Annotated in this window: 10 protein-coding genes; 8 read left to right on the top strand and 2 right to left on the bottom strand. The window is 34.6% G+C overall.

Features of this window, described 5'->3' with window-relative positions; all coding sequences use genetic code 11:
* Positions 1 to 235 precede the first annotated feature (235 nt).
* Entirely contained in the window at positions 236 to 1,255 is a 1,020-nt protein-coding gene (locus B7R67_RS02820) for a LacI family DNA-binding transcriptional regulator (protein ID WP_088067350.1), read from the top strand.
* A gap of 36 nt (positions 1,256 to 1,291) precedes the next feature.
* On the opposite strand, the gene B7R67_RS02815 is transcribed toward B7R67_RS02820, so the two are convergent.
* A complete protein-coding gene (locus B7R67_RS02815; protein WP_088067347.1) occupies positions 1,292 to 2,083 on the bottom strand; it encodes a DUF1189 family protein in 792 nt (263 codons plus the stop codon).
* Between the two features lie 175 nt (positions 2,084 to 2,258).
* Between B7R67_RS02815 and B7R67_RS02810 the strand changes: the two genes are divergently transcribed.
* The 5 genes from B7R67_RS02810 to B7R67_RS02790 all read left to right on the top strand — a co-directional run bounded on the left by B7R67_RS02810 (position 2,259) and on the right by B7R67_RS02790 (position 10,625).
* The gene (locus tag B7R67_RS02810) at positions 2,259 to 4,628 is read left to right on the top strand and encodes a glycoside hydrolase family 65 protein (protein WP_208615622.1); all 2,370 of its coding nucleotides are present in this window, start codon (positions 2,259 to 2,261) and stop codon (positions 4,626 to 4,628) included.
* Between the two features lie 97 nt (positions 4,629 to 4,725).
* Entirely contained in the window at positions 4,726 to 7,005 is a 2,280-nt protein-coding gene (locus B7R67_RS02805; RefSeq protein WP_088067345.1) for a glycoside hydrolase family 65 protein, read from the top strand.
* A gap of 241 nt (positions 7,006 to 7,246) precedes the next feature.
* Positions 7,247 to 8,596 (top strand): FAD-binding oxidoreductase, encoded by a 1,350-nt coding sequence (locus tag B7R67_RS02800; protein WP_088067343.1) that lies wholly within the window; start codon positions 7,247 to 7,249, stop codon positions 8,594 to 8,596.
* 366 nt (positions 8,597 to 8,962) lie between these two features.
* Positions 8,963 to 9,631, top strand: a complete 669-nt coding sequence (gene rpiA, locus B7R67_RS02795) for a ribose-5-phosphate isomerase RpiA (RefSeq protein WP_088067341.1) — start codon at positions 8,963 to 8,965, stop codon at positions 9,629 to 9,631.
* A 130-nt stretch (positions 9,632 to 9,761) separates the two neighbouring features.
* Entirely contained in the window at positions 9,762 to 10,625 is an 864-nt protein-coding gene (locus tag B7R67_RS02790; protein ID WP_088067339.1) for a carbon-nitrogen hydrolase family protein, read from the top strand.
* A 162-nt stretch (positions 10,626 to 10,787) separates the two neighbouring features.
* Here the strand turns inward: B7R67_RS02790 and B7R67_RS02785 are convergent, their stop codons facing one another.
* Positions 10,788 to 11,528, bottom strand: coding sequence for a hypothetical protein (locus B7R67_RS02785; RefSeq protein WP_088067337.1), 741 nt, complete (start codon positions 11,526 to 11,528; stop codon positions 10,788 to 10,790).
* 305 nt (positions 11,529 to 11,833) lie between these two features.
* Here B7R67_RS02785 and B7R67_RS02780 point away from each other — a divergent pair, with 305 nt between their 5' ends.
* Together B7R67_RS02780 and B7R67_RS02775 are read left to right on the top strand one after the other, a co-directional pair.
* On the top strand, positions 11,834 to 12,130 hold the full coding sequence (locus tag B7R67_RS02780; RefSeq protein ID WP_088067335.1) for a hypothetical protein: 297 nt from the start codon (positions 11,834 to 11,836) through the stop codon (positions 12,128 to 12,130).
* Between the two features lie 390 nt (positions 12,131 to 12,520).
* Complete coding sequence (locus B7R67_RS02775) at positions 12,521 to 14,257, top strand: AAA family ATPase (protein WP_088067333.1); 1,737 nt, start codon at positions 12,521 to 12,523, stop codon at positions 14,255 to 14,257.
* Positions 14,258 to 14,378 lie beyond the last annotated feature (121 nt).

The raw sequence follows: 14,378 nt of genomic DNA, 5'->3' as shown, positions 1-14,378 counted from the left end.
GAGTGATTTAATGAATATTTTTTGTACAAAATGAAATAGAGTAATTGAAAACTCAGTGTTTTACATTTAAAATAAAGATGAATTTAATGATTATTAAATATGAAAAGTTCCGAAACCTTTAGGGAGTTGCGGGAATATAATTAATTTTTTAAGTAATTAAGGTATAGTATAAGTACACTTGATGAAAGAAATATAAAATATTAGGACCTATAATATTGAAAAGGTGGAGACAAGCATGGCAACCTTAAAAGATGTAGCCAAAGAAACAGGTTTTTCCATTACGACTGTTTCACGTGCTTTAAATGGATATTCGGATGTTAGTGAAGAAACCAAACTGAAAATCCAAAAAGTTGCAGACAAACTAGGGTACAGTCCAAACATTCTTGCGCGTAGTCTAGTCATGAAACAGTCAAGGACAATTGGATTAATCGTTTCAGATATTAAAAGAGAAAATATTAAAGATAACTTTATGTATGAAACGTTATGTGGAATATCAGATCAACTGGCAGAACTAGACTATGAGTTTGTTTTGCTTAGTACTTCTACTTCAAAACAACGAAATAAAACTTATAAACAGTTGTGCGCTGAGAGACAACTTGATGGAGTTATTATTCAAGGGTTAAAGCTAGAGGATCCATATTTACAAGAAGCTGTGCAAAGTAATACACCTTGTGTATTAATTGATATTCCTGCTGAGGGAGAAAACGTTGGCTATGTTACTTCAGATCAATTTGAAAGTGCAAAAAATGCCATTAAATATTTGTATCGTATGGGGCATAGAAATATCGTTTTTGTAAACGGCTCCGAAAACGCACATGTTAGTAAAGTCCGTCATCGGGCCTATCAGGAAGCATTAAAGGAAGTAGGCTTGGAATATAAGGAAGAGCTTGTCATCGTTGGAGATTTTTCAGAAGAGAAATCTAAACATGAGATGATTCCAATCTTACTAAATAATCCTTCAATTACTGCTGTCTTCTGTGCGAGTGATGTCATGGCGCTAGGTGTATTGCAAGCTGCTCGTGAACTTCAATTAAAAGTACCAGAGCATTTATCAATAATTGGATTTGATAATATTTTATTGTCACGATATGTCACGCCACCACTTACAACGGTTGGACAATTTCCGTACCAAATGGGTGTTGCTGCCACGCAAATGTTGGTTGATTTAATTGAAAAAAAAGAATCTGCACATGTTGTTGAAATTAAAAATAAACTTATTTTACGTGACTCAGTAGCTTCAATTGTTTCGAAATGACTAAGAAAATACAATGAAGAAAGGCTCTAGAGAGAATTATTTCTCTAGAGCCTTTTCTTCTGTTTCGGTATCAATTTGTCGAATTGTCCATAGGGAGAAAATTCCAACTGTAACCCAATAAAGAACGGGTAAGATCGGAATATTTAGTCCCATGAGTTGGATTAAGGTAAATAGAACAATAGGAGCCGTAATTCCGTAAGCTGTAATTGTCCATGCCTCTCCATAGGTGATTGGAACCATTTTACGAAAACTACGTCCAGCGAAGGCCAATAAGCTAATTAGAATAATATGAATGATTAAGTTTAGAGCTACCCTAGCGTATTGATAAATGGGAGCATAGAACTTTACGATTTGGTCAATTTTTCCTGAAAGCTCAACAATTTCTTTTTTTGATAAAATTCCATCCTTTTCGTTTAAAAGGGGTGGGAAGGTATCGTATGACATTTCTTTTAGAGGATAGCCAACTCTTCCAACAGCCCATTTCTTTTCTCCTAAAACAACCACATTTTTAAGCCCTTGTGATTCACTCGGAGAAGGCTTTGTTTCACCAATGGTAAGTAGTGTATCGATTTGTGGTAGTCGAATTAATCTTATTTTTGAAGTATGAATTGTGCCATCTTTACTAATTGTATAACTTTCAGGCAGCAATCTTAACTCTTGTTTGATAGATACAGGGTTTGAGAGCCTGTATACACTAACTAATAGGTTGACTAATAAAATAAGGGAACAGATATATAAGATTGATTTCCAAATCGTTTGATTGCGCCATTGTGCAACTTTTTTAAATTGAAAACCAATGCTTGCAATAAATTGATCTACATAACTCATTAAGATTCACCTACTAATGATAACGTTTAAATTTTTTTGGTTAATTATAACATAAATTAATACTAGAAATGTGATTTTAAACAAATTATTGATTTACCGAAACGTTTTGGTTAAAATGTCCTTAGAAGTGTAAAAGCGTTTTCTAGACTAACTCATATGAAAGGATTGATGATTTATGACGAATCATATAATGAAATATGATAAAGGGGTAAACAACAAAAAAAATTGGATTATCACTGAATCTCAATTTAATTCAGATTTACTAGGAAAGTGTGAAGCCATTTTTAGCCTTGGCAATGGTTATATGGGACAGCGAGCTGCGACCGAAGAAAGATATGTAAATGAAACGCGTAATTTATTCGTTGCAGGAACATTTAATAAATTTGCAGATAATGAAGTAACTGAATTACCAAATGCTGCAGATATACTATGGATGGATATAAAGTTGAATGGTCACTTTTTTAATCTTAATCTTGGTACGATCCACAGCTACGAACGCACTCTTGATTTGAAGAAAGCGGAATTGACTAGAAGAATTACTTGGGAATCTCCTGTTGGAGAGAAGTATGACATTAGATTCCGTCGTTTTATTTCACTTGATGATCTTCACTTAATTGGGCAACGCGTCGAAATCAAAGCAATTGATGTTGATGCAAATATTGAACTAACTTCAGGGATAAATGCACAAACAACAAATAGTGGTGTACAGCATTTTAAGGAAGGCGAAAAACGTCTGTTTGACAAGCGTTTCATGCAACTTGTTCAAACAACAAAAGAGTCTCATATTGATTTTGTTTTTAACACAACTCATTTATTTAAAAAAGATACTCAAAATATAGATGCTGATGGATTAATTTTAATGGATAGACGTAAGATTTACTTTAACTATCACCCTATTAAATTAGCAAAAAATGAAACGTTAGTGATTGAGAAACTTACCAATGTTTTCACTAGTCGTGATAAAGACTATCAAGAAACTGAGTATTCACTTGGAAAACTGTCTGAAAAATCTCTTGCTCATATGAAAACTATATACAAAGAAGGATACGAATCTTTATTTGACCTTCATTCAAAAGCATGGGCAGATAAAGTTTGGAAATCTTCGCCAATAACGATTGAGTCAGAAAATGAATTCGATCAATTAGCAATTCGTTTTGCACAATATCATATGACAGTAATGACTCCAGCTCATGATAATCGAATGAACATAGGTGCGAAGGGCTTATCGGGTGAAGGCTATAAAGGACATACTTTTTGGGATACGGAACTATTCTTATTACCATATTTTATTTATTCTAATCCTAAAACAGCCCGTAGTTTATTAGAGTACAGATATAATACACTACCTGGTGCACACAAAAAAGCACAAGAGAATGGCTTTGAAGGTGCTATGTTTCCTTGGGAATCGGCTTGGTTAGAGGATGGAGAAGTGACACCAGTTTGGGGAGCAGCTGATATTATTACTGGAAAAGCAACAAAGATTTGGTCAGGTTTTATTGAGCAACATATCACATCAGATGTGGCCTTTGCTACATGGCAATATTACCAAGTAACTAAAGATGAGGATTTCATGGAGAAATATGGTTATGAATTGCTGATGGATACAGCAAAGTTTTGGGCATCTCGTTTGGAATGGAACGAGGAAAAACAACAATACCATATTAATAATGTAATTGGACCAGATGAGTATAAAGAGCACGTTAACAATAATGCTTTTACAAACTATACAGCTTATTGGAACATTAAGAAGGCAATAGAATACTATCATTTACTAAAAGAAACTAAGGTAGAATTATTCCAACAGTTAGATAAAAAAATTAACCTTGAAGCGACATATGCGAATTGGAAAAACAAAGTAAATCTTATTTATTTACCAGAACCTCGACAAGAAGATCTTGTCATTCCACAAGATGATACTTATTTAACAAAGGAAATGATTGACTTAACAAAATATAAAAATCAAGAAAACGTTGGCTCTCTATTCAAAGATTATAATTTAGAGCAAGTTAACAATATTCAAGTATCTAAACAAGCAGATATTATGGTGCTATTCTATCTCCTTGAAGATTTATTTGATCAAGAAGTTAAACGAGCAAATTGGAAGTACTATGAACCTAAAACACTTCATGATTCATCTTTATCATTATCCACTCACTGTGTTTTAGCATGTGATATGGGCGACTATGAAATGGCATATGACCTATTCCGTAGAGCATCAGAAATTGACCTTGGAACAAATATGAAAACAAGTGATCATGGAATCCACGCAGCCTCATTAGGTGGTATCTGGCAATGTGTTGTAAATGGATTTGGTGGTGTTCGTATGTTAAATGGTCAACTTCGCATCTCTCCAAAACTTCCAAAACAGTGGAAAGAACTTAATTTCTTAATTCACTGGCATGGTGATATTTTAGAAGTAACAGCAACTGCTGATGTTGTAACGATTGTCAAAAATACAAATATTAATCAAGCAATCAATCTTTCTGTTTATGGAAAAGAGATCACTCTAACAGATACAATCTCTGTTGAATCTATGAAAATATAATAATTATGAGTCTCAAACATGTTCGAGTTGTTTTACTTAATTTGATTAGGTAAAACAACTTGTTTATTTTTAGATTCTAAGCTAGTGGAGGAAGCGTATGACGTGGAAAATAACTACAAATTATTTAGATAAAAATGAGTTAATGAAGGAAGAAAGCATCTATATGCTTGGAAATGGTTATTTAGGCGTTCGTGGCAATTTTGAAGAAGGATATGGAGAATTATCTTCTTCTATTCGAGGTACATATATTAATGCTTTTCATGAAGAAATTGACATTAATTATGGAGAAAAATTATTTGCTTTTCCGGAAACACAACAAAAGCTAGTTAATGTCATCGATTCCCAAGAGATAGAAATTTACTTAGGAATAGAAAGAGAACGATTTTCTTTAGCGGAAGGGGAAACTCTTTCACATAGTCGCGCATTACATATGGATAGAGGAGTTAGCGAGAGAACAATTCATTGGCGTTCCCCACTTGGAAAAGAGATTTTGGTTACATTTCAAAGATTGGTTTCTTTTGTACATAAAGAATTATTCGTCCAAAATGTGAAGATTGAACCTGTAAATTTTTATGGGAAAGTAGAGATTATATCTAAGGTGAATGGAGACGTATCAAACTTTGTAGACAAAAAAGATCCACGTGTTGCTTCTAGTCATGCAAAAATATTATCTACTATTGAGTCCAAAGTAATAGGAGAATATCTTGTAGTAGTAAATGAGACAAAGGCATCACAATTAAAAGTTTGCTGTGTATCAGATTTTGAAGTAAGTAGCTCGCATCTAAAAGAAGTGGAAGTTTTCTCGAAACATGTTGAAGCAAATATTACTTCTGATTTGGAGACGACTATAGAAATAACTAAGTGGAACGTGTTTACGGATACACTACGGCATGGAGAACAAATCATAAATAGTGGTTGTGAAAAGTTAGATTCTGTTCGTAAATACTCTTTTTTAGAACTTGCGGAAGAACAGAAAAATTATCTAATGAATTTCTGGGAATGTGGAGATATTCAAATTGATGGAGATAATAGATTGCAAGAAGGGATCCGTTTTAATGTTTATCAATTACTTCAATCTATAGGCCGCGACAACTATTCAAATATTGCTGCAAAAGGATTATCAGGTGAAGGGTATGAAGGCCACTATTTTTGGGATACAGAGATTTATATTTTCCCTGTATTTTTAATGACGTATCCTGAACTTGCAAAGCAGTTATTACTGTATCGTTACTCTATTTTAGAAAATGCAAAAAATAGAGCAAAAGAAATGGGACATAAACAGGGAGCTCTATATCCATGGAGAACAATATCAGGTACAGAATGCTCAGCATTTTTCCCGGCGGGTACTGCACAATATCATATAAGTGCTGATATTGCATACAGCTATATTCAATATTATTTAGTTACAGAAGACATCGAGTTTTTAGCTAAGTATGGCGCAGAAGTTTTAATTGAAACGGCTCGGTTATGGGTTGATATGGGACATTATCATGAAGGATTATTTAAGATAGATGCTGTTACAGGTCCAGATGAGTACACGTGTATTGTAAACAATAATTATTATACAAATGTCCTTGCGAAACATAACATGAACTGGGCTGTAAAGGTTTGTCATTTGTTACATGAAAATAATCCTGAATTATTTAATGAGTTGAGTAAAAAGTTACGAATAACGGAAGAAGAAATGTCAGAATGGTTACGTGCTAGTGAAAATATGTATCTCCCATATGATGAAACATTAGATATTAATATGCAAGATGATACGTTTTTACAAAAAGATGTATGGGATTTTGAAGGGACTCCAAAAGAAAATTATCCACTACTTCTTCATTATCATCCACTTACATTATATCGCTATCAAGTTTGCAAACAACCTGATACAGTATTAGCGCACTTCTTATTAGAGGACGAACAGGAAGAGCGAGTCATTAAGAATTCCTATAATTATTATGAAAAGCTGACAACTCATGATTCTTCATTATCATCATGTATTTTTAGCATAATGGCCTCAAAGGTTGGATATAAAGAAAAAGCAAATTATTATTTTATGGAAACAGCAAGACTGGATTTAGACAATTCTCATAAAAATACAAAAGATGGACTACACATGGCAAATATGGGGGGTACTTGGATGGCCATTATTTATGGCTTTGCAGGAATGCGGATTAAGGAATCCGGACTATCCTTCTCACCATCACTTCCAGAAGGGTGGAAACAGTACGTTTTCAAAATTAAATATCTAGGTAGATTAATAGAAATAATGATTAATCAATCAGAAATCATTCTTACTCTTCTCAGTGGCGAACCATTTGTTATCAAAATTTACAATAAGGAAACAATGCTTTCAGACCGTATTGTTCGTAATCTAGAAGTTTAAAATTAAACGTAAAGAGGGAAAAGAGCTAGTCAAAATGATGGAAAAAACGCTTAGATTATTGCTAAATCTTAGTGTTTTTTGTATTCAGTAAACAGATTGGTGCAATTTTTATTAACATCTGTCTAAATCTTGCTAAAAAATTGTGAAATAAAATTTTTCAATTTTTAGGGCATGCGACTTTTCTTTTAGTTTCTCATAAAATATAGCATTCTTTCTAATTAATTAAGAAAGGGGTTATATTTTGAAAAAGACAAAGTTAACTGGTCGGATTGTTACACCAAATGATGCAGAATATGTGCAGGCCAGAACAAATAATACTTTAAACAATCCAAAGTTTCCCAAAATAATCGTTTTTTGTCAGAAAGTAAGAGATGTATTGAACGCTTTGAATTGGGTAAAAGAAAACAATATGCCATTTAGAGTTAGAAGCGGCAGACATAGTTATGAAAATTTCTCACTTGTAAATGGTGGTCTAATCATAGACGTAAGTGAAATGAATAAAGTAACAGTTGACCGTGAAGAAATGACAGCAAAAATTGAAGCTGGGGCTAATTTAGGGAAAGTTTATAATGATTTATGGGAAAAGGGTATGACGATCCCTGGAGGAACTGAAAGTAGTGTTGGTCTTGTCGGTCTTACACTCGGTGGAGGCATTGGAATGTTGACACGATTGTATGGACTAACTTGTGACAATCTTCTAGAAGTAGAAATTGTAATAGCAAATGGACACGGAGAGGCTAAACTGATTAAGGCAAATAAGACACAGAACAGTGATTTATTTTGGGCGTGCTGCGGTGGTGGAGGTGGAAATTTTGGCATTGTTACATCACTTAAATTTAATGTACATCCAATCTCTACTGTATCTATATTCTCTATTATTTGGGAGTGGAAAGATTTAGAGGATGCTTTTGATGCATGGCAGTATTGGGCAATTCGTACGGATGACCGGTTAACTTCAGAAATTGAACTAAAATCTAAGGAAGCAAATCAAATTATCGCTCAAGGTGAATTTGTAGGTCCAGTATCGAAATTGAAAGAACTGATCCGTCCACTAACTGAGACAGGATCACCTATAAAAGTGATGGTGAAGCAAGTTCCTTATATAGAAGCTGTTCACTTTTTTGATGAAGCAAGTGGAAACATACCAGCCTATAAAAAGAGATCAGGTTCATTTCTATATGATCCTTTACCAAAGAATGCAATTTTGATCATGAAAAGATTCTTAGAAAATGCGCCAAATGTAAGATCAAGCATATGGCACCAATCTCTTGGGGGAGCTGTAAGTAAACTCAAGCCAAATGAAACTGCCTTCTTTTATCGAAATGCTAAGATCGCTCAAGAATATCTTTCTGATTGGAGAATACCAGAAGAGGAAGGAAAAAGTATTCGTTGGATAGAAGAGTTAAGGAATGCATTAACAAGATATACTACTGGTGACTATGTGAATTGGCCTGATCGATTTATCAGAGATTGGCCAACAGCATACTACGGAGGAAATTTAAATCGTCTTAGAGCAGTAAAAAGAGAATATGATCCATTAAATCTATTTAAATTTCCTCAAAGCATTCCTCCTCTTTTTAAATGGATTTAATTATTTTATTAAAGTTTGAGTGAAAAAAGCAGATCCATCTGGATCTGCTTCAGACTGCCCGCCAAACGCTCGCTTTCTTCGTTGCTTCGCCTGTCTGCGGTGCTCATTACCGTTTAGGGTAACTCCGCTCCTCGCCAGGCTTCGCGTCTCGAAAGACAAGCGTTTTTAATCAGTCTGATAATCAGATAAATAGGACTTTGTCTACACACTGAATCAGATACATATGGATCTGATTCTTTTTATTTAAGACCAGTGTAATTTTTTTCGAATGCCCTTTAATTAAATATAGTGTAAAAACTTAAATCCTTGTTTATAACTGATACTAATTATAAAAGTATAAAAACTAATGAAATAGTAGGTGTCAAAATGAATGATAAACAAATTGTAGGTGAAAAAGCAGTAGAGTTTGTAAAAGACGGCATGGTCTTGGGCCTGGGTACCGGGTCAACAGTGCAATATACAATTCAAAAGCTAGGAGAGCTTGTTAAGGAGGGGCTTAATATTAAAGGTATTCCGACTTCGATACAAACAGAAAGGCTGGCTAAAGAAGTAGGCATTCCGATCACTAATTTTAGTGAAATTCAACGAATTGATCTTGCGATTGATGGAGCAGATGAAGTCAATCCAAATCTGGAGCTAATTAAAGGTGGAGGCGGGGCGCTCTTAAGAGAGAAAATCATTGCGAAAGCAGCAAAAAAATTTATCGTAGTTGCAGATCCTTCAAAGATGGTCATGAAATTAGGCCAGTTTAGACTTCCTGTAGAAGTTATACAGTTTGGTATGGAAATGACTGAAAAACAGATTAGAGAACTTGGTTTAATCCCGGAAATTCGTTTAAATGAAACATCTCCATTTGTTACAGATAACGGTAACTTTATTTTTGACTGTAGTATACCAGATAATGTTGAATCTGAAATAATAGAGCAAGAGCTTAATATGATTCCGGGAGTTGTGGAAAATGGATTATTCGTTGGAATTACTGATCTTGTAATCACTTTGGATCAACAAAAAAAGGTCATTTTGTTAAGTAAATGATTCTTTACTGAAAGTTATTTAATTAGAATGGGTTACTAAGGATTGGTAAAAGTTAATACTTGTTCGTTTTTCCTATTTATCGAATAATAAGATATAAAATATAAATAGTAAATAGGAAGAGGGGATTCGCGTGCAATTAAGAGTTTCAGCGGTTCAATATCAGCTTCATACGATTAATTCTTTTAATGAGTTTGCGAACCAAGTAGAACATTATATTAAAACAGCAGAGGAATTTGAGGCGGAGTTTATCCTTTTTCCTGAATTTTTCACTACGCAACTTATGTCAATCGGTAATGAAAAAGGAAATGCGTTAACTATTCAAGAATTACCTAACTATACTGAACAATATCGTTCTTTATTTAGTAAGTTAGCTAAACAATATAAGATGCATATTATTGGAGGAACACACGTAATCCGTAAAGGGGAACATCTATATAATGTAGCACATCTGTTTTACCCAGATGGACGTATAGGTGAACAAGCAAAGCTCCATATTACTCCGACAGAAGTGAATGAGTGGAATATGAGTGCGGGAGAGTCTCTTGAGGTTTTTGAAACTGAAAAAGGGAAAATTGCTATGCTAACTTGTTATGATATTGAATTTCCAGAAATCGTTCGAATGGCAAAAGCAAAAGGAGCAGACGTCATTTTCTGTCCGTCATGCACAGACGACCGACATGGATTTCATCGAGTTCGTTATACGAGTCATGCTAGAGCAATTGAAAATCAAGTATATGTTGTTAACACGGGTACAGTTGGTTCGCTTCCAACTGTTGATTTTATGAGAGCAAATTTTGGTCAGGCAGTCGTAATTACACCAAATGACATACCGTTTCCTCCGCAAGGAATTATGGTAGAAGGGGAATTTAATCAGGACATGATTGTTACAGCTGACCTAAACTTAGATTTATTATATAAAGTTCGTGAAAAAGGATCTGTTACTACTTGGCGCGATCGACGTACAGATCTTTATACTGATTGGGAGACTGAATAAGCTTATTCTTTTAAAAGAAGAGAGGATTCAAAATGTATCGAAAAGAATTTTTTATTTTCGACCAAGATAAGCCTGTCCCTGAACGATTTGAACACAAAAAAAGAAGCTTATCGAGAAGCTTCTTTTTTCTTAATTCAGGGTTAAATCTTCAAAACAAGTTTTTTAGTCCGTTTGTGTTTGTTTTTCTTTTTCTTTTTCATCTTTTTTATTCACTGAAGTCGTATAAGAAATTTTCTTGTCAGAGCCTGTCAAAAGCTTATATACATAATCAGTTGTTTGTTTATAGCTTTCTTCCAGTTTTGTAGTTAGATAGCTCGCCCGTTCAAAAATAATAGAGCGGACGTGGTTGAGTGAATGGGAAATTCTTTCAATTAACGCCTCTTGGGTGTCTAATCGATCAAGAACTCCGTTTTGGAATTCTTCTTGTTGTAACATTAAATCAGCAACATCTTTTTGTTGATCAATTAGCATATTTAGTTTTGATAAGAGTAACTGTTTATCAGATTCACTCTTTTCTAAGCGACTAACAATTTCATTATAAGCTTCATTTAAATTACTAATTTGATCAATTAACGATTTTTTTTCTAGACTTTCATTTTCTCCCAATGTAGTTATCCGTTGAATCAACATGCTTTCCAATTTTTCACGTTGATGGCTACTCACTATGAGACTATCTATTTGATCTTTAACATGATTCCACTGCTTCGTATGCAATTCTTCTAATTGCTCATATTGTGGTTTCAGTTCAGAGATTGATTTTTCTAAGTTCAGATTAGTTTTTTGTTGCTCTTGGATGAGCTCTGCTAAGTAATTATGCCGAACGAACCCTTGATTGGAGACTTGGATTTTTTCGTTATTTTTAAAGACATCAGGATGTTCATTCTTGTTAATAAATAATCCCACCACTATTTCTCCTTTTCAATATTTTATTTATAAATATTTTATGCTTAAAAACAGATGGGGGAACTTGGGTTCATTTGGTTGGGCTAACTTGGCTAAAAAAACTCTTTTCGATCATTAAGTGGAACAAGACGTATTTATCATTAATCTCTTACTACAATTAATATGTTAAATACAAGGATAAAGACCTCCACAATGGACTTTATCCTATATTTATAATGCTTAAAAAATATTATCTGAAAATTAAGTTAATTTATATCACCAGCCTATTTTCTTTGAATATTATGAGGTAAAAGGTGGTGATAATTATGGATTTAGGCTTCGGACTTGCGGATTGGATGCTATATACGATTTGGGCAATTATGGGATTAATGATACTTGATTTTGTAATAGCATTTATTCGTTCTTTCTGGAAAGGGTCTTTCGGAACATCTTTTATCCTTGGCTATTTAAAAGATATTCTTTACTTCATTTTTCCTTTGAAGTTTTTAATATCTATGTTTCCACTTGATCCTACTGGATGGATTCTAATTGCATTTTATTTCGTTGGTGGAATTGCTGTAGTGATTAAGTATTTAAAAGACATTGTAAGTAAGTTTAAATAAACATTAAGAGCCCTTTTAAATGAAAGGGCTTTTAGACTGCCAGCCAAACGCTTGCTTTCTTCGTTACTTCGCCTGCTTAGTGGTGCTCATTACCGTCTAAGGGTAACTCCGCTCCTCGCCAGGCTTCGCGCCTCGAAAGACAAGCGTTTTCAATCAGTCTGAAAATCAGACAAATAGGCCTAATAGGCAGTGATGTAGAAAACACGTCAATTTTAAGTGTTAAGTATAAGTGTAACTAAGCCTCTTTTTTCCTAAAGGCTCGCTAATCGGCGAGTTTTCTTTATGTCATTAAAAAGTTTATTTAATTTTTTGCATACATATATTTCTAGGCACAAATGGGTTGTATCGTTCATAGAATATTCAAAAAATTCCCTTGAAGGAAGTCATGTCATGAAGAAATATCAATGGATAAAATGGCGAAGATTAATTATTTGGTTAGCAGTTATTGTGATTGTTGGTGTGGTGCTGATACAAGGAGGACCAACATATTGGAATGTAGCTTTGTCGCTAGTTAGTATTTTATTTCAGTTGGTCTTAGCAATGTTGTTTATGATAATACAATTTGTAGCGCTTTTCTGGTTTTTAGCGAGGGGGCGTACCTACTGGATATTACCTGGAGAAACTGGTTCGACTTGGGATGATTATCGAGGCAACCCAGAGATCGTTGAAAATGCGAAACGAATTGTTACTCTACTAAAGGGTGTTAAAGAGTTTAAGGAAATGGGTGGTGAAGCAATCCGCGGATTGCTACTTTGTGGGCCTCCAGGAACAGGGAAATCGTATCTTGCACAAGTAATAGCAAATGAGGCACAAGTCCCGTTTGCATATGCATCAGCACCAAGCTTTCAAAATATGTTCTTTGGCGTAGGGAATTTAAAAGTTATGGGTATCTACAAAAAAGCTAGAAAGTTAGCTAGTATATACGGAGCATGCATTATATTTATTGATGAGGTTGACGCCATAGGTATGTCTCGGCAAGGCGGAGGTGGAGCTGGCGGTGGATTGTTAGGGATGGGAATGGGGTCAGGATTACTTAATGAACTGTTATTACAAATGGACCCGCCAAACATTGACAATTCTAAGATTGCAAAATTGCTTCGTTCATTAGGTTTAAGGAAAAAGAAAGCAGAACGTCCTGCAGTTCTTACGATTGCCGCGACTAACTTACCTGATGTTCTAGACCAAGCGCTACTCCGACCAGGTCGCTTTGACCGTAAGCTTTGGGTAGATTCTCCAGACTATGACGGGCGAATTGATGTTTTCCAATATTACCTTAAAAAGGTGAAAAGCGATGATACATTAACAGCGGAACGAGCTGCTCTTGATACAATTGGTTATAGTCCGGCACAAATTAAACATATTGTGAACGAGACTGTCGTAATTGCTCATCAAAGAGGTGCTGAGGTTACAAATTATAATGATTTTAGGGATGCAATGGAGACATATGAATGGGGTCTAAAACAGCCACTCCGATCAATGAGTGAGGATGAGAAGAGAAATGTTGCCTATCATGAGGCGGGCCACGCAGTAGCCCAGTACTTATTAAAGCCTCACGATCGTGTATGGAAGGTAACGATTATCCGTAGGGGTGACGCACTTGGTCTAGCTGCGACTAAGCCGACAACAGAAAGATATAATAGAAGTGATAGTGAGATTCTGGCAGCTATTCAAGTTTGTTTAGCTGCGAGAGCAGTGGAGGAAGAGTTTCTTGGCAAGAAATTAAATGGAGTTACATCCGATTTACAACAAGCTACATTACTTGGAGGGGCATATCTTGGTTTGGTTGGTATGGGAGATGAATTGTTTAGTTGGCAAGTTTTAGGTTCACAAGCAGAAGGACTTAGAGCACTTCGACCTAAAATCAATCTTCTTTTGAAAGATCAAATGTTACAAGTAAAAAAACTTGTCACGGAGCACGCTGATTTTGTCCATTCAATTGCACAAGAACTATTAAAAAGAGGCGATCTTACTGGTGAGGAAATTGAACAAATTTACGTAAGCTTATATGCACGTACTCGACCAGAACCTCCTATCGTAAAAGTTGGTATTTCATTCGATTTAGTTACTGAGAAAAATATAAAAAAAATTGATCAGGATGATACAGATTACACAAATCGTTTCGAATAAGATAGTATGTTTTTAAAGAACAGTCTAAAAATCAGATAAATAGGACTTTGTCTACACACTGGGCTGCAATTATAAAAATTGCAGTCTTTATTTTGTTTAACAACTCTACAATATTTGCATA

It is taken from the genome of Gottfriedia luciferensis, assembly GCF_002156865.1.
Lineage (GTDB): Bacteria > Bacillota > Bacilli > Bacillales > Bacillaceae_G > Gottfriedia > Gottfriedia luciferensis.
The sequence above is the reverse complement of the archived record's forward strand: the minus strand, read 5'-3'. Positions and strand labels throughout refer to the sequence as shown.